The sequence below is a fragment of the Streptomyces sp. SP18CS02 genome (genome assembly GCF_036322365.1).
GTDB lineage: Bacteria > Actinomycetota > Actinomycetes > Streptomycetales > Streptomycetaceae > Streptomyces.
The window spans coordinates 617602-639621 of the sequence record NZ_JAQYXC010000303.1 but is presented as its reverse complement, the minus strand read 5'-3'; the positions used below and the strand labels follow the sequence as shown (position 1 = coordinate 639621).

The window sequence follows — 22020 nt, the reverse complement described above, 5'->3', positions numbered from 1 at the left end:
GTGTCCGTGGCGGCGGCCGTCTTGGCGGCGGCGGTCTTGCGGGTGCGGCGGGGCTTGGTCTCGGCCACTGCCTCGGGGGCGGCGGTCTCGACGGCCGGCGCGGTCGCCGGTTCGGCGGCCTTGCGGGTGCGGCGGCGGGGCCTGGTCTCGACGACCTCCGCCGTCTCGGCCTGCGGGGCGACCTCGGCGTTCGCCACGACGGGGGTCGCGGTCTCGGCGGCCGGCGCGGTCGCCGGTTCGGCGGTCTTGCGGGTGCGGCGGCGGGGCTTGGTCTCCACCACCGCCTCCACCACTGCCTCGGGGGCGGCGGTCTCGACGGCCGGCGCGGTCGCCGGTCCGGCGGCCTTGCGGGTGCGGCGGCGGGGCCTGGTCTCGACGACCTCCGCCACCTCGGCCTGCGGGGCTGCCTCGGTCTGCTCGACCGTCACCGGCACGGCGGCCGGGGCGACGGGCGTCACCGGCGCGGCCACGGCCGCTGCGGAAGCGCCCGAACGGGTGCGTCGACGGCGGCGCGGGGTGCGCGGCTCCACCGCCTCGGCGGTCTCCTGGGCCGGAACCGCAGCCGTGGTCGCGGCCGTGGCCGCAGCAGCGGAGGCGCCCTCGGCCGACGGGGCACCGCCCCGGGTGCGGCGGCGCTGGCGCGGCGTACGGGTGCGCTCGGGACGCTCCTCCGTGCGCTCGTTGCGCTCGTTGCGCTCCGGACGACGGCCACGGGACGAGCGGCCGCCCGTCTCGCCCAGGTCCTCCATGACCTCCGCGTACAGACCCGCGCGGGTCCGCTCGGCACGGGGCAGGACGCCCTTGGTGCCCGCGGGGATGTCCAGCTCCTCGTAGAGGTGCGGGGAGGTGGAGTACGTCTCGACCGGATCGTTGAACTTCAGGTCGAGCGCCTTGTTGATCAGCTGCCAGCGCGGGATGTCGTCCCAGTCGACCAGCGTCACCGCCGTACCGGTCTTGCCCGCGCGGCCCGTGCGGCCCACCCGGTGGAGGTACGTCTTCTCGTCCTCCGGCGACTGGTAGTTGATGACGTGCGTCACGCCGTCCACGTCGATGCCGCGCGCGGCGACGTCGGTGCAGACCAGGACGTCGACCTTGCCGTTGCGGAACGCCCGCAGCGCCTGCTCGCGCGCGCCCTGGCCCAGGTCGCCGTGGACGGCGCCGGAGGCGAAGCCGCGCCGCTCCAGCTGCTCGGCGATGTCGGCCGCCGTGCGCTTGGTGCGGCAGAAGATCATCGCGAGCCCGCGGCCGTTGGCCTGCAGGATGCGCGAGACCATCTCGGGCTTGTCCATGGAGTGCGCGCGGTACACCCGCTGGGTGATGTTCGCGACGGTCGCGCCCTCGTCGTCCGGCGCGGTGGCGCGGATGTGCGTGGGCTGCGACATGTAGCGGCGGGCCAGGCCGATGACCGCGCCCGGCATGGTCGCCGAGAACAGCATGGTCTGGCGCTTCGCCGGAAGCATGTTGATGATCTTCTCGACGTCGGGCAGGAAGCCCAGGTCGAGCATCTCGTCCGCCTCGTCGAGCACGAGGGAGCGGATGTGGGACAGGTCGAGCTTCCGCTGGCCTGCCAGGTCGAGCAGGCGCCCGGGGGTGCCGACGATCACGTCGACGCCCTTCTTCAGGGCCTCCACCTGGGGCTCGTAGGCACGACCGCCGTAGATCGCGAGCACGCGGACGTTACGCACCTTGCCGGCCGTGAGCAGGTCGTTGGTGACCTGGGTGCACAGCTCGCGGGTCGGAACGACCACCAGTGCCTGCGGGGCGTCGGTGAGCTTCTCGGGCGCGGCGCGGCCCGCCTCGACGTCGGCCGGGACGGTGACCCGCTCCAGCAGCGGCAGACCGAAGCCCAGCGTCTTGCCCGTGCCGGTCTTGGCCTGGCCGATGACGTCGGAGCCGGAGAGCGCGACCGGAAGGGTCATCTCCTGGATGGGGAAGGGGGAAACGATGCCGACGGCTTCGAGGGCCTCGGCCGTCTCGGGAAGGATCCCGAGCTCTCGGAAAGTCGTAGTCAGGGTGCTGCCTCTTCTGTGAGACGCGGCATGAGGCGAACGAAGGGGGTCTTACCGTGCCGGTCCTGCCGACCGCCGCCTGTCAAGACCGCGGGCCGGGTGGCGCGGGACCACTGCCGTCGCTCGAGCGTCATACCGCTGAGGGTCCCCCATGCGATGCGCACGGAGGGCTGTCAGGTCGGAGCCGATCGGGCCACCGACCGGGCATCCTCATTCATGAGATGGCCCGCCGAGTCGGTACGGAAACACTGACTACTCAGCAGGCGCATTACCACTGTACCCCGGAATCGCGCAGGCGTGTTGGGCCGATTCACAAGGAGGGGGAGGTCACAGTGACTGGCCAGGACCTTCTTGAGGGTGTAGCGCGGGCTATTGTGCGCTTCATGGAGACGCCTGACAACGCCACTGCCACCGAAGAACCGACCGGGATCGCCGCCCAGGACTGGGCCGGGGCCTCCGCCGAGCCCCAGTACCGCGCGGCGGTCGTGGATCTGCTCGGCGCGCTCGCCTACGGGGAGCTGGCGGCCTTCGAGCGGCTCGCCGAGGACGCGAAGCTCGCGCCGACCCTGGCCGACAAGGCGGAGCTGGCGAAGATGGCGTCCGCCGAATTCCACCATTTCGAGCGGTTGCGGGACCGGCTGGCGGCGATCGACACCGAGCCGACGCAGGCGATGGAGCCGTTCGCCAAGGCGCTGGACGACTTCCACCGCCAGACGGCGCCGTCGGACTGGCTGGAGGGTCTGGTCAAGGCGTACGTCGGCGACTCGATCGCCAGCGACTTCTACCGTGAGGTCGCGGCCCGCCTGGACTCCGACACGCGCGCGCTGGTCCTGGCCGTGCTGGACGACACCGGGCACGGCAACTTCGCCGTGGAGAAGGTGCGCGCCGCGATCGAGGCGGACCCGAGGGTCGGCGGGCGGCTCGCGCTGTGGGCGCGCCGGCTGATGGGCGAGGCGCTGTCGCAGGCCCAGCGGGTGGTCGCGGAGCGCGACGCGCTGTCGACGATGCTGGTCGGCGGGGTCGCGGACGGGTTCGACCTCGCCGCGGTCGGCGAGATGTTCTCCCGGATCACCAAGGCCCACACCAAGCGCATGGCCGCTCTGGGGCTCGCCGCCTGACGGGCACCTCCGGCCGTGCGGGCCGAGGGCCGCACGGGACGGGGCCGGGGCGTATGCGGAAGGTCTCGCCCGGACCGCGGCGCCCTGGACACCCTCCCCCGTAGCCCTCCGACGGGGGGGAGACGCCCCCACCGCCATGACTCCCTCGGCTCCTCCTCCGCCGTGCGAGCGCACGCACCGGACGCCGGGGCCTCCGCCTCCGGGCGGACGCCGGCCTCTCCGGGCGCTCCCCAGGGGGTGAGGGCTCAGGAAGAGGGTGCAGAGGGTTCAGAAGAAGCGGCGGCGTGCATCACGTCGCCGCTGATCGGCGCAGGCGGTGGCCCGGGCGGATCAGCAGGGACAGGACGACGGCGTCGACCACGGCCGCGCCGATCAAGGTGCCCGGCGCGTGCCCCGGGCCGAGCGCCGCGTGGGTGAGCAGGGCGCCGAACAGGGCGCCCAGCACGCCGGTGACGACGACGACACGGCGCGAGGGGAGCCGGTCGGGCAGGCGCCGGGCCGCGGCCCAGGACAGGGCGAGTCCGAGCGCGACGGAGCCGAGAGCTTCCCAGAACACTGATCACCTCGCGGACGGCGGGGCGGGCAAATCGGTCGTAGGCCGTACTACCCGAAGCGGGCGGCGGGCAATCCTCCCCGGGGCCCATGGGACCCGGGAGCGACATCCGTCGCCCCCGCGGCCCACGCATCCACGCGCCGCAATCCGCCGCCATCCGCCGTCATCCGCGATCACCTGACGTCGCCCGGCGTCGGGAACCGGGTCGCGGCCCCTGTCGCAGGACGTACCCAGGACACGCGAAGGGCCCGGTGGGGGTGACACCCCCACCGGGCCCTTCCCGGTCGATACCGCTCGGTGCGCGCGCTCCGGTCCGTGCCGGAGCTCCGGCTCAGAGCGCTCCGAAGCCCACCCGGCGCACCGCGGGCTCACCGAGCTCCACGTATGCGATCCGCTCGGCCGGCACCAGGACCCTGCGGCCCTTCTCGTCCGTCAGGCTGAGCAGCTGCGCCTTGCCGGCCAGCGCGTCGGCCACCGCGCGCTCGACCTCCTCGGCGGACTGCCCGCTCTCCAGAACGATCTCCCGGGGCGCGTGCTGCACGCCGATCTTGACCTCCACGGCTATGTCCCTCCGAACGGTCAGCGTTGCGCGGTCAGCCGCGCCGTACGCAGCACACATTAGCCCGGAGAGGGGACACGTCATGGCCCACCCGGGCACGCCATGAGCGAACAGCCCTCGTGGCGAACGTCCGGGGAAGCCCGGCGGGCACCCGACGAGTGGCCGGAAGCCCGCCGGTGCCCCGTCAGCGCCTCGTCAGTGCCTCGTCAGTGCCCGTCCGTGCCGTGCAGCGGGAAGCCCGCGATGCCGCGCCAGGCGAGGGACGTCAACAGCTCCACCGCCTTCTCACGGGGGATGGTCGACTCGCTGGAGAGCCAGTACCGGGCGACCACCTGGGAGACGCCGCCCAGGCCCACGGCGAGCAGCATCGACTCGTCCTTGGACAGCCCGGTGTCCTCGGCGATCACGTCGGAGATGGCCTCCGCGCACTGCAGCGAGACCCGGTCGACCCGCTCGCGCACCGCGGGCTCGTTGGTCAGGTCCGACTCGAAGACCAGGCGGAACGCGCCGCCCTCGTCCTCCACATAGGCGAAGTAGGCGTCCATGGTCGCCGCCACGCGCAGCTTGTTGTCGCTGGTGGAGGCCAGCGCCGTACGGACCGCCAGGAGCAGCGACTCGCAGTGCTGGTCGAGCAGGGCCAGGTACAGCTCCAGCTTGCCGGGGAAGTGCTGGTAGAGCACGGGCTTGCTGACTCCCGCACGCTCCGCGATGTCGTCCATCGCGGCCGCGTGGTAGCCCTGGGCCACGAAGACTTCCTGGGCAGCGCCCAGAAGCTGATTGCGTCGGGCTCGGCGCGGCAGGCGCGTACCCCTAGGGCGCGCCGCCTCGGTCTGCTCGATGGCTGTCACGCCGCCTCCCAAAGTCGATCCATGTGCGCTGTGCGCCGCCCGCCATCGTACTTTTGGGTAACCCGGCTGTGCGCGGTGCGAGCGCAGAATTTCACGTACCGGACGCCCGTGGTAGCAGGAGATTCAACGTTAAACCGAACAAATCAGCGGTAGTCGTCCTCGTCCAGGGCGACGACGCGCGCCTGTTCGAGCGCGTCCGCCTCGTTCGCGGTGTCCGGATCGATGCGGGGCAGCGGGTCGTCCTCGTGGGGTCGCAGCTCCGTGTGCTGTTCGGCGGCGTCGGCCTCGGGGGTCTCCTCGTCCAGCCCCTCGGTCTCCACGTCGTCCGCGAGCTCCATGAGCTCCTCGAACGTCTCCGGTTCGGTCGGGTCGACGGTCATGTGCGGCCTTTCGTGTAAATGCCCATATGTACGAGCGTAGGAGGTACCTCTTCGGGGCGCTATGCGATCTGTGACGGCGAACACAGCGAGTGGCGCGTGATCGTCTCGTAACATTGCCCGCATGTCTTCGACCGAGCTGCCGGAATCGCCGACCGCCGCCGCGGCGGTGCCGCGGGTCAGCACCGTGCGGGTCGCCGAAGGCGAGCGCCTGCGCTCCGTGCCACTACCCGGTCTGACGCTCACCATGCGGTACCGGCCCTCGCGGCGCACCGGTCTGGCGCCCGCGCTGTACGTGCACGGACTCGGCGGCTCGTCGCAGAACTGGTCGGCGCTGATGCCGCTGCTGGAGGACGTGCTGGACGGCGAGGCGGTCGACCTGCCCGGCTTCGGCGACTCCCCGCCGCCCGACGACGGCAACTACTCGGTGACCGGACACGCGCGCGCGGTCATCCGGCTGCTGGACGCCTCCGGACGGGGCCCGGTCCACCTCATCGGCAACTCGCTGGGCGGTGCGGTCTCCACCCGGGTCGCGGCCGTGCGGCCCGACCTCGTGCGCACGCTGACGCTCATCGCGCCCGCGCTGCCCGAGATCCGCGCCCAGCGCAGCGCCTGGCCCACCGGACTGCTCGCGGTCCCCGGCGTCGCGCAGTTCTTCGCCCGGCTGACCAGGGACTGGACGCCGGAACAGCGGGTCAGGGGCGTGATCTCCCTCTGTTACGGAGACCCCGGGCGGGTCACCGACGAGGGCCTGCGCAACGCCGTGGAGGAGATGGAGCGGCGGCTGGCCCTTCCGTACTTCTGGGACGCCATGGCACGCTCGGCCCGCGGCATCATCGACTCCTACACGCTGGGCGGCCAGCACGGGCTGTGGCGTCAGGCGGAGCGGGTCCTCGCGCCGACCCTGCTCGTGTACGGGGGCCGGGACCGGCTCATCTCGTTCCGGGTGGCCCGCAAGGCGGCCGCGGCGTTCCGCGACTCGCGGCTGCTGACGCTTCCGGACGCCGGGCACGTCGCGATGATGGAGTACCCGGAGGCGGTCGCGCAGGCCGTCAGGGAACTGATCGACGACAAGGGCGGGAGCTGATACGGCGCGTGGGACGACATAGTCGCAAGGGCCCCGCCCCCCAGGCCGCCGAACGCCCGGCCGCACCGCCCGCCCCGGCCTCCCCGCCGGAGCCGGGGGCCACGTCCTTCGGGGAGGGCCCGGCAGGAGGTGACCGGCCCGGCACCGGACGACGCCGCCGGTCCGCCGGCACGGCGCAGGAGCAGTACCGGTCGGCCGGCGACCAGCAGACCGCGACCCCTCCCTACGGCACGCCCTACGCCCGGCCGTCGGCCGGTGCTCAGCCGTCGTCGTCCCCCCGGCCGCAGGTGCGCGGCGGCCACCCGGAACAGCGGGAGCAGGGCGGTGCCTGGGGCGAGGCCGGGCGGTACGGCGAGTGGCGCGGGACGCCCCGCGCCCCCTCCGCCCCGGGTACCGCCTCGGCCCAGGGCGTGTGGACGGCTCCCCGTCCGGCGCCGGGCGCGGGGCGGGCGGCCCGGATCCCCGGCCCCCGGCGCGAGTTCGTCGAGGCGTTCGACCAGGCCGCGCCCCACGCCCCCGACGGGTCCGACGCCCCCGACGCACCCGGCACGGCCGACGCACCCCGCACGGCCGCGAGGCGTTCCTCGCTCGGCACACGGGACCCCCGGCCGCAGGGCGCGGGCCCGAAGCCCCCCGGCGCCGACGCCCCCGCCGCGGCCCCCGGGCCCGGGCCCGAGGAGGAGGGAGCGCCCGGGCCGGCCGCCAGGGGCGGCAAGGGCCGGACCTTCACCGGCATCGCGGCCGCCGCGGTCACCACCGTCCTCGCCGTCGTCGTGGCCGGTCAGGTCACGGACACCGGACCGGACGCCTCCGGTGCCCGGTCCGCGGGCGAGGCCGCCGACCGCGACGGCGAGGACGACGCCGCGTCCCGTTCCGACGAGCGGGTCGCGCCGCCCCAGGCCGCGAAGCCGGCCGCCCCCCTGACCTACGACCAGCGGATGTCGCTCCAGGTGCCCCTGGACGCCGCCCTGCGCGGGTCCGGTGAGTTCCAGGCCGTACCCGGACTCGCCGCGGCGCCCGGCAAGGGCCGCAAGATCCGCTACCGGGTCGACGTCGAGAAGGGGCTCGCCCTCGACGGCGCGCTCTTCGCCGAAGCCGTCCAGAAGACCCTGAACGACGAGCGCAGTTGGGCGCACGGCGGCGCCATGACGTTCGAGCGGATCTCCAGCGGGGAGCCGGAGTTCGTCATCACCCTGGCCAGTCCGGCCACGACGGCCGTCTGGTGCGCCAAGTCCGATCTGGACACCACGGTCGACAACGTCTCGTGCGACTCGGCCGCCACCGAACGCGTGATGATCAACGCGTACCGCTGGGCGCAGGGCTCGGAGACGTACGGCGACAAGGCGATGTACACCTACCGGCAGATGCTCATCAACCACGAGGTCGGGCACCGGCTCGGACACAACCACGTGAGCTGCCGCACGCCGGGCGCGCTGGCGCCGGTGATGCAGCAGCAGACCAAGTCGCTGGAGGTCGACGGAATCAAGTGCCGTCCCAACCCCTGGGTGTTTCCCGGCGGTTGAGCCGGAGCGTCCGTCCGGCCGTCACCTCCGCGTTGACATCGGGCGGGCGTTCGTAGATATTTCTCGGCATGTCGCACCGCCCTCTCGCCTCCGAATGCGCCGCCATAGAGCTGGCGCTCATCGGCGTGACCGGGCACACCGTGGCCGACATTCTCTGTAGCTGACGCCTGCCCGAGCGCGCGTCGGCACCTTCCCGCCGTCATCGCCCGTATGCCCCGCACGAGGTCGGCCCGGCCTCGGCCCCGGCGCACGGACCGTCCGTGGACGGCCCGTTCGCCGCGGCGGTCCCCGTACACCCGCACACCGGTGTCCGGTCGTCCCGTGCGAAGGCATCCGAACCGCGCCCGGGTGTCCTTCCCGAGCTTCTCCCGCAGGCGCGGCATTCCCTGTGCGTACCCACTCGGGTGCGCGTCTTCCCGTTGTCGCTGCCTTCGCGGAACAGCTCGCCACCGCACCTGCCGCTTCCGATCGCAGTACACCGAGAGGTCTCCTCCCATGCGTCAACCGTCCGTCATATCGCGCCGCGCGGCCGCGGCCGCCATCAGCCTCGTCGTCGTCTCGGGCGCCGTCGCCTGCGGCCCCGAGGGCGCCGGCGCCGGGGGAGGCGGCGCCGCCGGCGCTGCGGGCAAGCCGCAGAAGGGCGGCACGCTCACGATCCTCAACAGTGAGGCGCAGAGCGACTTCGACCCGGCGCGGCTCTACACCTCGGGCGGCGGCAACGTCCCCTCGCTGGTCTTCCGCACGCTCACCACCCGCAACCGCGAGGACGGGGCGGAGGGGGCCAAGGTCGTCCCCGACCTGGCCACCGACACCGGCCGCCCCAACAAGGACGCCACGGAGTGGACGTTCACGCTCAAGGACGGCCTGAAGTACGAGGACGGCACGGCGATCACCACGGCCGACGTCAAGTACGGCATCGAGCGCTCCTTCGCCGCCGAACTCTCCGGCGGAGCCCCGTACCTGCGCGACTGGCTGATCGGAGGCGACACCTACGAAGGCCCGTACAAGGCCGGCGCCGACGGGAAGAAGGGCAAGGAGCTGGCGTCGATCGTCACGCCCGACCCGAGGACGATCGTCTTCAAGCTGAAGAAGCCCGAGGGCGAGTTCCCCTTCGTCGCCACCCAGACGCAGTTCGCGCCCGTGCCGAAGGCCAAGGACACCGGGGTGAAGTACGAGGAGCACCCCGTGTCCTCGGGCCCGTACAAGGTCGTCAGGAACGAGAACGACGGCGAGCGCCTGACGCTGGAGCGCAACCCGCACTGGTCGGAGAAGAACGACGAGGAGCGCAAGGCGTACCCGGACCGGATCGACGTCAGATCCGGCCTGGACGCGGCCGTCATCAACCAGCGGCTGTCGACCTCCTCCGGCGCCGACGCCGCGGCCGTCACCACGGACACCAACCTCGGCCCGGCCGAACTCGCCCAGATCGGCTCCGACAAGGCCCTCGCCGCCCGCGTCGGCACCGGCCACTTCGGCTACACCAACTACCTGGCCTTCAACCCGAAGGTGAAGCCGTTCGACGACATCAGGGTGCGCCAGGCGATCTCGTACGCCATCAACCGCACCAGCGTCGTCAACGCGGCCGGCGGTTCCGCGCTCGCCGAGCCCGCCACCACCTTCCTGCCCGCGCAGAAGTCCTTCGGGTACACCCCCTACGACCACTTCCCGGCCGGGAAGACCGGTGACCCGGCCAAGGCCAGGCAGCTGCTGAAGGAGGCGGGCCACCCGAACGGCCTCGCCATCACCCTGACGCACTCCACCGCCCAGAACCGCGAGACCAGCCCCGAGGTCGCGACCGCGGTCCAGGAGGCCCTCAAGCAGGCGGGCATCACGGTGAAGCTGGAGGGCCTGGAGAACAACGCCTACAACGAGAAGCGCCGCAGCGCCAAGGACGCGCCCGGCTTCTTCCTCTCCCGCTGGGGAGCGGACTGGCCGGCCGGCGGCCCGTTCCTGGCGCCGATCTTCGACGGACGGCAGATCGTCACCGACGGCTCCAACTACAACCACGCCCAGCTGAACGACCCCGCGGTCAACAAGGAGATCGACGAGATCAACAAGCTGACCGACCTGTCCGCCGCCGCCCAGCGGTGGGGCGCCCTCGACAAGAAGATCGGCGAGCAGGCTCTGGACGTGCCGCTCTTCCACCCCGTCTACAAGCGCCTGGTCGGCAAGGACGTCAAGAACGTCGTCATCAGTGACTGGACCGGTGTCCTCGACGTCTCGCAGGTCGCGGTCAAGTGACCACGCTGCAAGAAGCCCTGGCGCCCCCGGCGGGCCACGTGCCCGCCGGGGGCGCCGCCCGCCGGATATGGCGGCGGCTGCGGACCCGCCCCTCCGCGATCGCCGCGGCGGGCGTACTGACCCTGCTGGTGGTCCTGGCGGTGGCCGCGCCGCTCCTGGCGGCCGTCGCGGGCCAGGACCCGTACACGTACCACGACGACCTCGTCGACTCGGCCCGTGGCGGTGTGCCGGTCGGCCCGTTCGGCGGTGTCGGCGCCGACCACTGGCTCGGTGTGGAACCGGGCACCGGACGGGACCTGTTCGTCCGGCTGCTGTACGGAGCGCGGATCTCGCTGCTGGTGGCCGTCGGGGCGACGGCCGTCCAGGTCCTGATCGGTGTGGGCGTCGGGCTCCTCGCCGGGCTGGGCAACCGCTGGGTGGACGGCGTTCTCGGCAGGCTCACCGAGGTGATGCTCGCGCTGCCCATGCTGGTGCTGGCCATCGCGCTGACCGCCGTGGTGCCCCCGGACTTCCCCCGGCCCCTGCTGCTGATCCTGGTGATCGGGGTCCTCGGCTGGGGCGGTACGTCGAGGATCGTGCGGGCGCAGACCCTGACCCTCAAGTCCCTGGACTTCGTGGCCGCCGCGAGGCTGAGCGGCAACGGCCCGCTGCGGGTGGCACGGCGCGAGCTGCTGCCGTCGCTGGCCGCCCCGGTCATCACGTACGCGGCGATCCTGCTGCCGACGAACATCGTCGTCGAGGCGTCGCTCTCCTTCCTGGGCGTGGGGGTGAAGCCGCCGACGCCGTCGTGGGGGCAGATGCTCTCCACCGCGCAGATCTGGTTCCGGGCCGACCCGATGTACGTCCTCCTGCCGGCCGGGCTGCTGTTCGTCACCGTCCTCGCCTTCACGGTGCTCGGGGACGCGGTACGGACCGCACTCGACCCGCGGGAGGCGAGCCGGCTGCGCGTCGGCACGCGCAAGGAGTCGGGGACGCCCGGCAAGGAGCGGGGCGGGGCGCCGGGGGCCGGCTCCCCGACGGCGGCCGCCACCACGGACGGGAGGAGCGGGTCATGACGCGTTTCGTGCTGAAGCGGCTGGCCGGCGCGGTCCTCGTGCTGCTCGCGCTCTCGGCCCTGGTCTACGGGCTGTTCTATCTGGCGCCGGGCGACCCGGCCCAGCTGGCCTGCGGCGACCGCTGCACGCCGCAGCAGGTGGCGCAGGTGCGCGACCAGCTCGGACTGAACGATCCCGTGCTGACGCAGTACGGCCACTTCCTCCAGGGCGTCGTCGCCGGGCGCGACTACAGCTCGGGCATCGGCGCGCTGCACTGCGACGCGCCCTGCCTCGGGCTCTCGTACCAGACGGACCAGCAGGTCACCGACGTGATCGTGCAGCGGCTCCCGGCCACCGCCTCGCTCGCCCTCGGCGCTTTCGTCGTATGGCTGGTCGTCGGCGTCGGCACCGGGCTGCTGTCCGCGCTGCGGCGCGGCGGCCTCACCGAGCGGGCCCTGACCGTCCTCACGCTGGCCGCCACGGGCATGCCCGTCTTCATCCTGGGCCTGCTGCTGCTCATGGCCGTCTGCGCCTACCTGCAGTGGCTGCCCTTCCCGACCTACGTGCCGCTGACCGAGGACCCCGAGCAGTGGGCGTGGAACCTGCTGCTGCCGTGGCTGACGCTGGGGCTCTACGAGAGCGCCAAGTACGCCCGGCTGACCCGCAGCTCGACGCTGGAGACGCTCGCCGAGGACCACATCCGTACCTTCCGGGCGTACGGGGTGGGGGAGCGGGCCGTCGTCGCACGGCACGCGCTGCGGGGTGCCGTACCGCCCGTCATCGCGCTCAGCGCGTACGACCTGGGCACGGTGTTCGGCGGTGCCGTGCTCACCGAGTCGCTGTTCGGCATCCCCGGTCTCGGCAAGACGCTGATCGACGGGGTGCGAGTGATCGATCTGCCGGTGGTGGTGGGGGTGGTGCTGGTGACCGGCGCCGCCGTGGTGGTGGCCAATGTGGTCGCCGACCTGCTGTACGCCGCCGCCGACCGAAGGGTGGTACTGACGTGACGCCGCTGGTGGAGGTCGAGGACCTCGTCGTCCGGTTCCCGGCGGGGGACGGGGAACTGCGCGCCGTGGACGGACTCTCCTTCGAACTGGCACCCGGCCGCGCGCTGGGCCTCGTCGGCGAGTCCGGCAGCGGGAAGAGCACCGTCGCCGGCGCGCTGCTGGGCCTGCACCGGGGAACCGGGGCGCGGGTCGACGGCACGGTGGTGGTGGGCGGCACGGACGTCGGCGCGGCGGACCCCCGCCGGCTGCGGGAGCTGCGCGGCGGCATCGCCGCGATGGTCTTCCAGGACCCCCTGTCGTCCCTGGACCCGTACTACGCCGTCGGCGACCAGATCGCCGAGGTGTACCGGGTGCACACCGACGCCTCGCGCAAGGCCGCCCGGGCGCGCGCGGTCGAGGTGCTCGACCGGGTCGGCATCCCGGACGCGACCAGGCGCGCCCGCTCGCGTCCGCACGAGTTCAGCGGCGGCATGCGGCAGCGGGCCCTGATCGCGATGGCGCTCGCCTGCGAGCCGAGTCTGCTGATCGCCGACGAACCGACGACCGCCCTGGACGTCACCGTCCAGGCCCAGATCCTGGACCTGCTGCACACCCTGCGGCAGGAGACCGGCATGGGCCTGCTCCTGGTCACCCATGACGTGGGTGTCGCGGCGGAGAGCGTCGACGACGTCCTGGTGATGCGCGCGGGACGGGAGGTGGAGCGGGGGCCGGTGGGCGACCTGCTGTCCGCGCCGAAGGCGCCGTACACCCGGGAGCTCCTCGCGGCCGTGCCGCGCCTGGACGGCCCGCGCGCGGCCCGCGTCGTGGAGCGGGGAGCCGGGCCGGGGGCCGGGGAGCGGGAAGCGGCGGCCGGGCCGGCCGGCCCGGGACCGCTGCTGGAAGCCGTCGGGCTGCGGCGGGAGTTCGGCCGCGGCGGACAGCGCGTCACCGCGGTCGACGGGGTCTCCCTCACCGTCCGCGCGGGCGAGACGCTCGGCATCGTCGGGGAGAGCGGCAGCGGCAAGACCACGCTCGGGCGGATGCTCGTGCGCCTGCTCGACCCGACGGCGGGAGAGCTCCGCTACCGGGGTACGGAGATCGGCACGCTGTCCGACAGGGCGCTGCGCCCCCGGCGGCACGAGCTGCAGATGGTCTTCCAGGACCCGGTCTCCTCCCTCAACCCCCGCCGGTCGGTGGCCGAGTCCGTGGCCGACCCGCTCAGGGCGGCCGGCGTCCGGGACGAGGAGCGGATCACGGCCAGGGTGCGCGAGCTGCTGGGACGGGTCGGACTCGATCCCGACCGGGCCGACCGCTACCCGCACGAGTTCAGCGGCGGCCAGCGCCAGCGGATCGGCATCGCCCGCGCCCTGGCGGCCGAGCCGAAGCTCATCGTCTGCGACGAGCCGGTGTCCGCGCTCGACGTGACGACCCAGGCACAGGTCGTCGGGCTGCTCGCCGAACTCCAGCGCGAGCTCGGCCTCGCGCTGGTCTTCATCGCCCATGACCTCGCGGTGGTACGGCAGGTCAGCGACCGGGTGATGGTCATGCGGCGTGGCCGGGTCGTCGAGGAGGGCGGCGTGGACGAGGTGTACGGGTCGCCCCGGGACCCCTACACGCGCGAGCTGCTGGCCGCCGTACCGGCGCTCGATCCCGCGCTCGCGACCGCGCGCCGGTCCGCCCGCCGCGCGCTGGGCGCGCCCGGCAAGGAGCTGTCCGTCGTCTGAAGGGCCGACGGGCCGAGGAGCCGAGGGGCCGAGGGGCCGACGGTTGAGCGTTGAGGGGCCGAAAGGCTTCTGACGTGGCCACCCTTTAGCGCGATGAAACGTGATGGGGGGAGGAAAGTTACGTGCATTCACCCCTTCCGGTGGCGCGACGGACAACCGTCCGTCGCGCCACCGGCATATCCGCTTACGGTCGTCCCGCTGTGAGTCGCCGGACCAACGGTGGCCGCGCACAAGGGAGATCGGGGGTGTGCTCGTGCGGATCGGACTGCTCACCGACGGTGGTTACCCGTACGCGACGGGTGAATCCAGGCTCTGGTGCGACCGGCTCGTGCGCGGGCTCACCGGGCATGAGTTCGACATCTACGCCCTGAGCCGCACCGCTCAGCAGGAGGACGGCGGCTGGATCCAGCTCCCCCCGCAGGTCCGGCGCGTGCGCACGGCTCCCCTCTGGGCCCCCGGCGACGACGGCCGCAGCTACGGCCGGCGCGACCGCCGACGCTTCGCGGCGCACTTCATGGAGCTGGTCAGGGCCGTCACCGGCGCCGACGAGGCCGTCCCCGCCCCCACCGGCTCCGGGGGACACACCGGTGGGGCGCCCCGCGCGGGCGAGGCCGGTCCGACGGGCGCGGCGGCCTCGGCGGGGTTCGCCGAAGGGCTGTACGGCCTGGCCGGACTCGCCAGGGAGCGCGGCGGCCTGTACGCCGCCCTCCGCTCCGAAGTCGCCGTCCGCACCGTGGAAGCCGCCTGCCGTGCGCCCGGCGCACGCCGCGGCGTGCGGGATGCGACCGTCCCCGACTACCTGACCTTCGTCGACCGGCTGGAGCGCGCACTGCGCCCCCTCTCGCCGGACTGGTACGGCCCGGAGGGCCTCGGCGCGGTCGACCTCTGCCACGCCGCGTCCGGCGGCGCCGCGGCGCTGCCCGGCCTGCTGGCCAAACGCTTCTTCGGTGTTCCGCTGCTGGTCACGGAGTACGGCGTACAGCTGCGGGCGCACTACCTCGCGACCGACGCGCCCCGGGCCGCCCCCGTGCGCGCCCTGCTCGCCGCCTTCCAGGGGCGCCTCGCCGCCGAGGTGTACCGACAGGCCGCCGTGATCACCCCCGGCAACACCCACGCCCGCCGCTGGCAGGAGAGGTGCGGCGCCGACCGCGCCCGACTGCGCACCGTCTACCCCGGCATGGAGGCGGAACGGTTCGCGGCGGTCGGCGAGGGCGAGGACGGGGGAGAGCCCCACACCCTCGTGTGGGTGGGCCGCGTCGAGCCGGCCAAGGACCTCTTCGCCCTGCTCCACGCCTTCGCGGCGGTGCGCGAGGAGGAGCCGGCCGCGCGGCTCAGGATCGTCTGCGCCCCGGTCCACGAGCCGGAGGCCGCCGCCTACCTCACCCACTGCAAGGCGCTGTCCGCCCAGCTGTTCCCGGACGAGGCGGCCGACGCGCACGCCGTGGGCGACAACCCCGTCTCCTTCGAACAGATCGGCGGCCCGGAGGCACCCGATCTCGCCGAGGCCTACGCCTCGGCCGGCGTCGTCGTGCTCTCCAGCGTCGTCGAGGGCTTCCCCATCAGCCTGGTCGAGGCGATGTTCTGCGCCAGAGCCACCGTCTCCACGGACGTGGGCGCCGTCGTCGAGGTCATCGGCGGTACGGGACTGGTCGTGCCCCCGCGCAATCCGCGGGCGCTCGCCGATGCCTGCCTCGCGCTGATGCGCGACCCGGCGCGCAGACAGCGGCTGGGCGCCGCCGCGCGCGCCCGCGCGCTCGAACTCTTCACCGTCGAGCAGAACCTCACGGCATTTCACGGCATTTACCTGGAGCTCATCTCGCACGCTCCCGTGCGCCGCGACGCGGAGGGCGTCGACGCCGACGGCGGGCCCCGGCCCTTCGCGTACCCGGCCGAGGCCCGTGTCCCCGGCCACTGGACGGGCCGCGCCCCCACGCCCGGCTGGGCCCACCGGACAGCGGGCGCCTTCTCCGGAGCGGGAGGCGGCGGCGATGCCTGACGAAGGCAGGACCGCCCCGGTCCGCCCCGCCACCGGCTCCGCTGCCGCGTCCGGCACCCCCGCCCCCCGCCGGGGCCACGCGGATCCCGTCAAGGCGCTGCTGCACCGCCACCGGGAGCTGTGCCGACGGGCCGTCGACCCCCTGGAGATCGCCGCGGGTCTGGAGGCCCACGGTGTCACCGACCGCACCGCCGCCCGCTTCCGGCACCGTGACGTCTTCTCGCTCGCCGAGGAGCTCTACGCGCGTGTGCCGCGCGGCGACGGTCCGGCCGGCCCCCACGCCGCACCGGAAGAGCCGGCGCCGAAGGCCCGCTGGGTCCTGCCGGCCCTGCTGCCCGGCGCCGTGTGCGTCCTCGCCGCCGCCGCGTCGACGGCGGTCGACGGCCCGGCGCGGCTCGCGACCGGAGCCGCCGGCGTGCTCGGCCTCTGCCTCGCCCTGCGCGCCGCACTGCGCCACGGGCCGCTGAGCACCAGGCGCCGTACCGTGCCCGGCGCGCGGGTGTACGTCTGCCTGCTCCTGGTCCACTCCGTGTACGGCGACGGCCTGCTGGAGCGGCTCGTGGCGGGCGGCCCGGACGGCCCCTGGCCCCCGCAGACCGGTGCGCTGACCGGACTGGCGCTCGCGGTGGCCCCCGCCGCCTGGTGCGCCCGGCTGTTCGCCGACAGGGCCCGGCGCGGGCTCGTCGGCAGCCGAGGCCTGGCGGACTTCGCCGCCCGGACCAGGCCGCTGCTCCTCGGCGTCGTCGCCCTGCAACTGGCCGCTCTGGCCGGCCTCCTGGCGCTCGTGGGACTGGTGGGCCGGCTGCCCGTACCGTACGGCTCCGACGGCGCGGGCCCGGCTCCCGGCTCCGGTTCCGGCGGCGCGGGCCTCCTCGGGGCGCCGGGACCGCCGGGAGCGCTGTGGGCCGCCCTCGCCCTGGGCATCCTGCTCTTCGTCGCCCGGCTGCTCACCGTCCACGGCTTCCCGGAACCGGCCGCCGCCGCCCTCCTCGCCGCCTGCGCGGCCCAGACGCTGGCCCTCGCCTCCGTGCTCGCCGGCCGTGTGCCCGGCTGCGACTGGCTCGCCCGCCCCGTCCAGGCCGTCATCGACACCTGGGGCACCCCCGCAGTGCCCGCCCTCGTCTGCGGTGTCGCCGCCCTCGCCCTCCTGGCCCGCGCCGGCGCCGCCCTCACCCGGGCATCCGCCCACGCCACCCCCTGACCCCCTGCCGGGCGACGTACCCGCGGAGCCGACGCCGCAGGTGCACAGCCACATCATCAGCACTTCGCGATTCCCAAGGAGAAAACAGAGATGACCCCTCGATCCTCAGCAACGGCCGGTCGGCGCGAAGGGGCCGCGCGATGAGGGTGCTGCTGCTCGGTGCCAATGGGTTCCTCGGCCGTTTCGTCGCGGACCGGCTGCTCGCCGACCCGGCCGTGCACCTGACCGCCCTCGGACGCGGCGACGACGCCGACGTGCGCTTCGACCTCGCGGGCGGCAGCCCCGGCGCGCTCACCCGCTTCCTCGACGCCGTCCACCCCGGGGTCGTCATCAACTGCGCCGGAGCCACCCGTGGCGGCGCCCGCGAGCTGACCCGGCACAACACCGTGGCCGTCGCCACCGTCTGCGAGGCGCTGCGGCGCAGCGGCTGCGGGGCGCGCATGGTCCAGGTCGGGTGCGCCTCCGAGTACGGCCCCTCGCAACCGGGCTCCTCGACCGCCGAGGACGCGGTGCCGCGCCCCGGCGGCCCGTACGGCGTCTCCAAGCTGGCCGCCACCGAGCTCGTCCTCGGCTCCGGCCTGGACGCCGTCGTCCTGCGCGTCTTCTCCCCGGTCGGCCCCGGCACCCCGGCCGGGTCCCCGCTCGGGCGGCTCGCGGAGGCGATGCGCCGCGCCATGCAGTCCGGCGACGGCGAGCTGAAGCTCGGCGGGCTCGGGGTGCAGCGGGACTTCGTCGACGTACGGGACGTGGCCCGCGCCGTGCACGCCGCCTCCCTGTCGGCGGCCCAGGGCGTCGTCAACATCGGTACCGGACGCGCGGTACGGCTCAGGGACGCCGCCGCCGTCCTGGCCCGCGTCGCCGGGTACACCGGCGCCCTGCACGAGCTGGACGCGCCGCCGGCGCGGCCCGCCATCGGCGTCCAGCGCGGCGAGTCCCTGCCCGACCACCACGCGGTCGGCCCCTACCCCTACCCGGACGGCTGCGGCAGCTGGCAGCAGGCGGACGTCCGGACCGCGCGCGACCGGCTCGGCTGGCGGCCCCGGATCAACCTGGAGGAGTCCCTCGCGGACATCTGGATGGAGGCGGCGTGCCGTATCTGATCCGGCCGGGCACCGCGCCGGCGGCGACCGAGGCCGCCCGGCTCGGCTTCGGTGTCCCCGGCTACGCCCATCCCCTGGTCGCTCCCGTCGAATGGGCGGAGCTGACCCGCCCCGGCACGCCGCTCCACTGGGCCGTCCTCAACGTGGCCGACGGACCCGGCTACCGGCCTGACCCGCACTGCCTGGAAGCGGCGGGCAGGCTGAGCAACGCGGGTGTACGGGTCCTGGGCCATCTCGACCTGGCGCACGGGTCGCGGCCCTTCGGCGAGCTCGTCTTCGACGCGCGCCGCTACCTGGACTGGTACCGGGTGGACGGCTACCTGCTGGAGCGCTGCCCCTCCGACCGGGCGGGCCTGGCCGCCGTACGGCGCACGACCGCGGCGCTGCGGGCGCTCCTCGGCGAGGCGGGCGGCGGCCATCTGGTGCTGGGGCACGGCACCCATCCGCATCCGGGCTATCTGGAGACCGCCGACCAGCTGGTGACCTTCGCCGGGCCGTGGACCGATTACCGCTGGTCGCAGGTGGCGGAGTGGACGGCGGACCATCCGCCCGAGCGGTTCGCGCACCTGGTCCACGGGGTGCCGCGCAGCCATCTGCGGGAGGCGATGCGCATCGCCCGCTGGCAGGGCGCCGGAACGATCTTCTTCACCGACCGGACCGGACAGAGCGGCCCATTCGAGGCACTGCCCGGCTACTGGGACGAAATCGTCTCGCAGATCGGACCGGGTGTCTCGGAATGAGAAGGGGCGTGGCAGTGTTACGGAAGAACGACCGTACTGACTACCGACCAGCTGTATTGATGAGGTCTCCGTGTCGCTGCCACCCCTGGTCGAGCCGGCTGCCGAGCTCACCGTGGACGAGGTTCGCAGGTACTCCCGCCACCTGATCATCCCCGATGTCGGGATGGACGGGCAGAAGCGGCTGAAGAACGCCAAGGTGCTCTGTGTGGGCGCCGGTGGCCTGGGCTCGCCGGCGCTGATGTACTTGGCTGCGGCGGGTGTCGGGACGCTCGGCATCGTGGAGTTCGACGAGGTCGACGAGTCGAACCTGCAGCGCCAGATCATCCACAGCCAGTCGGACATCGGCCGCTCCAAGGCGGCGTCCGCACGCGACAGCGTTCTCGGCATCAACCCGTATGTGAACGTGATCCTTCACGAGGAGCGGCTCGAGGCCGACAACGTGATGGAGATCTTCGGCCAGTACGACCTGATCGTCGACGGCACGGACAACTTCGCCACGCGCTACCTCGTCAACGACGCGTGCGTGCTGCTGAACAAGCCGTACGTCTGGGGTTCGATCTACCGCTTCGACGGTCAGGCCTCGGTCTTCTGGTCCGAGTACGGTCCCTGCTACCGCTGCCTCTACCCGGAGCCCCCGCCGCCGGGCATGGTCCCCTCCTGCGCCGAGGGCGGCGTGCTGGGCGTACTGTGCGCGTCCATCGGTTCCATCCAGGTGACCGAGGCGATCAAGGTCCTGGCCGGTGTGGGCGACCCGCTGGTCGGCCGGCTGATGATCTACGACGCCCTGGAGATGCAGTACCGCCAGGTGAAGGTCCGCAAGGACCCGGACTGCGCCGTCTGCGGCGAGAACCCGACCGTCACCGAGCTCATCGACTACGAGGCCTTCTGCGGCGTCGTGTCCGAGGAGGCCCAGGAGGCGGCGCTCGGCTCCACGATCACTCCCAAGCAGCTCAAGGAGTGGATCGACGGGGACGAGAAGATCGAGATCATCGACGTCCGCGAGCAGAACGAGTACGAGATCGTCTCGATCCCGGGCGCCAAGCTGATCCCGAAGAACGAGTTCCTGATGGGCAACGCCCTCCAGGACCTCCCGCAGGACCGGCGCATCGTCCTGCACTGCAAGACGGGTGTCCGCAGTGCGGAGGTCCTCGCGGTGCTGAAGTCCGCGGGCTTCGCTGACGCGGTGCACGTCGGCGGCGGCGTCATCGGCTGGGTCAACCAGATCGAGCCGGAGAAGCCGGTCTACTAGCCCGCCTTCCGCGCAGCCTCCACGTGAGGAGGGGCCGGACCCGCCGGGTCCGGCCCCTCCTCACGTGCGTCCCCCGCTCTACGAGGAGCAGGCCGTGCCGCTCGGCGGGACCTTGCCGTCGAGCAGATAGCCGTCGACGGTGCCGGTCACACAGGACGACGTGCCGTACGCGCCGTGCCCCTCGCCCTCGTTGCTGATCAGCACGCCGACCCCGGCACCGAGCTCGTCCGCCATCCTGCGGGCTCCCTCGTACGGCGTGGCGGGGTCCCCCGTGGTGCCGATCACCAGCACGGGGCCCGCGCCGGGAGCGCTCGTCCCGGGGGTGACCGACTCGCCCTTCACGGGCCAGTCCGCGCACCAGCCCGCCGTGTCCCACGCCAGGAACTCGCCGAAGACCGGGGAGATCCGCCGGAACTCCGGCAGCAGCGCCCTCGCGTCGTCGGCCGTCGGCCGCTGCGCGCTGTCCGCGCACGAGATCGCGCGCTGGGAGTGGCTCTGCGTGCCGTAGTGCCCCTTCCCGTCCCGGTCGTTGTACATGTCGGCGAGCCGCAGCAGCCCGTCGCCCGTGCCCTGCTCCGCCTCCTCCAGTGCCGCGGTCAGCGTCGGCCAGCTGCTCTGCGAGTACAGCGGCATCACGATGCCGGCGAGGGCCAGGCTCTCGGTGAGCCTGCGGCCGCCCCCGGCCGGCAGGGGCTCGCGGTCGAGCCGCTTCAGCAGCCGCGCCACACGGGCGGTGCCGGCTTCGGCGCCCTCGCCGGTGGAGTCGAAGTAGTTGTTCAGCGCCCGCTGGAAGCCGGTGGTCTGGTTGCGGGCGTGACCCGCGGTGTCGGCGGTCGGGTCGACGACCGCGTCCAGGACGGTCCGCCCCACGCGCTCCGGGAACAGATGGGCGTAGACGCCGCCCAGCTGGGTGCCGTACGAGATGCCGAAGTAGTGGAGCTTCTCGTCCCCCAGTGCCTTGCGGACGAGGTCCATGTCCCGGGCGGCGGCGGTGGTCGCGACATGGGCGACCACCCTGCCGCTGCGGGTGGCGCAGCCCTTGCCGAAGGCCGCGCCGTCCGCGAGGAAGGCGGCCGTCTCGGCGGGCGTGTCCGGGGTGATGTCCACCGTCGTCTCGGCGGCGGCCGCCTCCGCGTCGTCACGGCAGACGATGCCCGAGCTCCGGGCGACCCCGCGCGGGTCGAACCCCACCAGGTCGTAACGGCTGTTGAGCTTCTCGTACGCACCGGCCGCCCGCGGCAGGACGCTCACGCCCGAGGCGCCCGGGCCGCCGAAGTCGAACAGCAGCGAGCCGAGGCGGCGGTCCTTGTCGCGCGCCTCCTTGCGGATCAGCGCGATGTCGATCGTCCCGCTCCCGGGCCGGTCGTGGTCGAGCGGCACCCGCACGGCCGCGCAGCGCCACTGCGAGCCGGGCTCCTCGCCGCCCTCCGGCGCGGTGCACCTCTGCCAGTCGAGCCCCTGCCCGGACCGGGACGCCGGCCCCGGACCGTCGCCGGACGCGTCCGGACCGCCGCTGTCGCAGCCCCCCAGCACCCCCGTGAGCAGCGCCGTCGCCGCGGCCAGTGCCCCCGTCCGTATGCGTATGGGCAAGCGCGTGGACATGAGGGCCCCCTGCATCCGTAGCGGACCGCCATCCTACGGAGTGCCCGGGAGCGCCCGTCGGCAGCACCGTCCG

General features: G+C 73.6%; 19 protein-coding genes. 13 read left to right on the top strand and 6 right to left on the bottom strand.

Translation table 11 applies throughout. The features are described from left to right. Positions 1-1919 (bottom strand): DEAD/DEAH box helicase (locus PUR26_RS33745; protein ID WP_329878546.1); only part of this gene is annotated, 1919 nt, incomplete at its 3' end. A gap of 473 nt (positions 1920-2392) precedes the next feature. On the opposite strand from PUR26_RS33745, the gene PUR26_RS33740 reads away from it, so the two are divergent. Further along, positions 2393-3127 (top strand): ferritin-like fold-containing protein, encoded by a 735-nt coding sequence (locus PUR26_RS33740; RefSeq protein ID WP_329878544.1) that lies wholly within the window; start codon positions 2393-2395, stop codon positions 3125-3127. Between the two features lie 289 nt (positions 3128-3416). Here PUR26_RS33740 and PUR26_RS33735 read toward each other — a convergent pair whose 3' ends face one another. The 4 genes from PUR26_RS33735 to PUR26_RS33720 all read right to left on the bottom strand — a co-directional run bounded on the left by PUR26_RS33735 (position 3417) and on the right by PUR26_RS33720 (position 5467). Continuing rightward, entirely contained in the window at positions 3417-3683 is a 267-nt protein-coding gene (locus PUR26_RS33735; RefSeq protein WP_329878542.1) for a hypothetical protein, read from the bottom strand. Positions 3684-4011: 328 nt separating this feature from the next. After that, positions 4012-4239, bottom strand: a complete 228-nt coding sequence (locus PUR26_RS33730) for a DUF3107 domain-containing protein (protein ID WP_329878540.1) — start codon at positions 4237-4239, stop codon at positions 4012-4014. A gap of 206 nt (positions 4240-4445) precedes the next feature. Then, positions 4446-5087, bottom strand: a complete 642-nt coding sequence (locus PUR26_RS33725; RefSeq protein ID WP_329878538.1) for a TetR/AcrR family transcriptional regulator — start codon at positions 5085-5087, stop codon at positions 4446-4448. A gap of 143 nt (positions 5088-5230) precedes the next feature. Further along, positions 5231-5467 (bottom strand): hypothetical protein, encoded by a 237-nt coding sequence (locus PUR26_RS33720; RefSeq protein ID WP_329878536.1) that lies wholly within the window; start codon positions 5465-5467, stop codon positions 5231-5233. Positions 5468-5588: 121 nt separating this feature from the next. Between PUR26_RS33720 and PUR26_RS33715 the strand changes: the two genes are divergently transcribed. The 12 genes from PUR26_RS33715 (at position 5589) to moeZ (ending at position 20345) form a co-directional block, all read left to right on the top strand. Beyond that, complete coding sequence (locus tag PUR26_RS33715) at positions 5589-6551, top strand: alpha/beta fold hydrolase (protein WP_329878534.1); 963 nt, start codon at positions 5589-5591, stop codon at positions 6549-6551. 8 nt (positions 6552-6559) lie between these two features. Then, positions 6560-8074 (top strand): DUF3152 domain-containing protein, encoded by a 1515-nt coding sequence (locus PUR26_RS33710; RefSeq protein WP_329878532.1) that lies wholly within the window; start codon positions 6560-6562, stop codon positions 8072-8074. Between the two features lie 68 nt (positions 8075-8142). Beyond that, positions 8143-8238, top strand: coding sequence for an Ms4533A family Cys-rich leader peptide (locus tag PUR26_RS33705; protein ID WP_329878530.1), 96 nt, complete (start codon positions 8143-8145; stop codon positions 8236-8238). Between the two features lie 331 nt (positions 8239-8569). After that, complete coding sequence (locus PUR26_RS33700) at positions 8570-10315, top strand: ABC transporter substrate-binding protein (protein WP_329878529.1); 1746 nt, start codon at positions 8570-8572, stop codon at positions 10313-10315. Then, positions 10312-11370 carry an ABC transporter permease gene (locus PUR26_RS33695; protein ID WP_329878527.1) on the top strand — a complete coding sequence of 353 codons (1059 nt, stop codon included), beginning with the start codon at positions 10312-10314 and terminating at the stop codon, positions 11368-11370. Before PUR26_RS33700 ends, PUR26_RS33695 begins: the two co-directional genes overlap by 4 nt. Next, the gene (locus PUR26_RS33690) at positions 11367-12356 is read left to right on the top strand and encodes an ABC transporter permease (protein WP_329878525.1); all 990 of its coding nucleotides are present in this window, start codon (positions 11367-11369) and stop codon (positions 12354-12356) included. Before PUR26_RS33695 ends, PUR26_RS33690 begins: the two co-directional genes overlap by 4 nt. Continuing rightward, positions 12353-14059, top strand: coding sequence for an ABC transporter ATP-binding protein (locus PUR26_RS33685; protein WP_329878523.1), 1707 nt, complete (start codon positions 12353-12355; stop codon positions 14057-14059). Before PUR26_RS33690 ends, PUR26_RS33685 begins: the two co-directional genes overlap by 4 nt. Before the next feature lie 253 nt (positions 14060-14312). Next, positions 14313-16055, top strand: a complete 1743-nt coding sequence (locus PUR26_RS33680) for a DUF3492 domain-containing protein (protein WP_329878611.1) — start codon at positions 14313-14315, stop codon at positions 16053-16055. Then, entirely contained in the window at positions 16048-17256 is a 1209-nt protein-coding gene (locus PUR26_RS33675; RefSeq protein WP_329878521.1) for a hypothetical protein, read from the top strand. The genes PUR26_RS33680 and PUR26_RS33675 overlap by 8 nt, the downstream gene beginning before the upstream one ends. Positions 17257-17396: 140 nt before the next feature. Continuing rightward, positions 17397-18356, top strand: a complete 960-nt coding sequence (locus PUR26_RS33670) for an NAD-dependent epimerase/dehydratase family protein (protein ID WP_329878519.1) — start codon at positions 17397-17399, stop codon at positions 18354-18356. Then, complete coding sequence (locus PUR26_RS33665) at positions 18344-19096, top strand: spherulation-specific family 4 protein (RefSeq protein ID WP_329878517.1); 753 nt, start codon at positions 18344-18346, stop codon at positions 19094-19096. The genes PUR26_RS33670 and PUR26_RS33665 overlap by 13 nt, the downstream gene beginning before the upstream one ends. Positions 19097-19166: 70 nt before the next feature. After that, entirely contained in the window at positions 19167-20345 is a 1179-nt protein-coding gene (gene moeZ / locus PUR26_RS33660; protein ID WP_329878515.1) for an adenylyltransferase/sulfurtransferase MoeZ, read from the top strand. A 78-nt stretch (positions 20346-20423) separates the two neighbouring features. Here the strand turns inward: moeZ and PUR26_RS33655 are convergent, their stop codons facing one another. After that, positions 20424-21947: an alpha/beta hydrolase gene (locus PUR26_RS33655; RefSeq protein WP_329878513.1), complete on the bottom strand. Its 1524-nt coding sequence runs from the start codon at positions 21945-21947 to the stop codon at positions 20424-20426. Positions 21948-22020: the final 73 nt, after the last annotated feature.

Excerpts from the sequence above, each read along its gene's own strand:
- PUR26_RS33720 (WP_329878536.1), bottom strand. The coding sequence starts at position 5,467 with ATGACCGTCGACCCGACCGAACCGGAGACGTTCGAGGAGCTCATGGAG.
- PUR26_RS33670 (WP_329878519.1), top strand. The coding sequence starts at position 17,397 with ATGAGGGTGCTGCTGCTCGGTGCCAATGGGTTCCTCGGCCGTTTCGTC.
- PUR26_RS33700 (WP_329878529.1), top strand. The coding sequence starts at position 8,570 with ATGCGTCAACCGTCCGTCATATCGCGCCGCGCGGCCGCGGCCGCCATC.
- PUR26_RS33690 (WP_329878525.1), top strand. The coding sequence starts at position 11,367 with ATGACGCGTTTCGTGCTGAAGCGGCTGGCCGGCGCGGTCCTCGTGCTG.
- PUR26_RS33675 (WP_329878521.1), top strand. The coding sequence starts at position 16,048 with ATGCCTGACGAAGGCAGGACCGCCCCGGTCCGCCCCGCCACCGGCTCC.
- PUR26_RS33705 (WP_329878530.1), top strand. The coding sequence starts at position 8,143 with ATGTCGCACCGCCCTCTCGCCTCCGAATGCGCCGCCATAGAGCTGGCG.
- PUR26_RS33740 (WP_329878544.1), top strand. The coding sequence starts at position 2,393 with ATGGAGACGCCTGACAACGCCACTGCCACCGAAGAACCGACCGGGATC.
- PUR26_RS33655 (WP_329878513.1), bottom strand. The coding sequence starts at position 21,947 with ATGTCCACGCGCTTGCCCATACGCATACGGACGGGGGCACTGGCCGCG.
- PUR26_RS33715 (WP_329878534.1), top strand. The coding sequence starts at position 5,589 with ATGTCTTCGACCGAGCTGCCGGAATCGCCGACCGCCGCCGCGGCGGTG.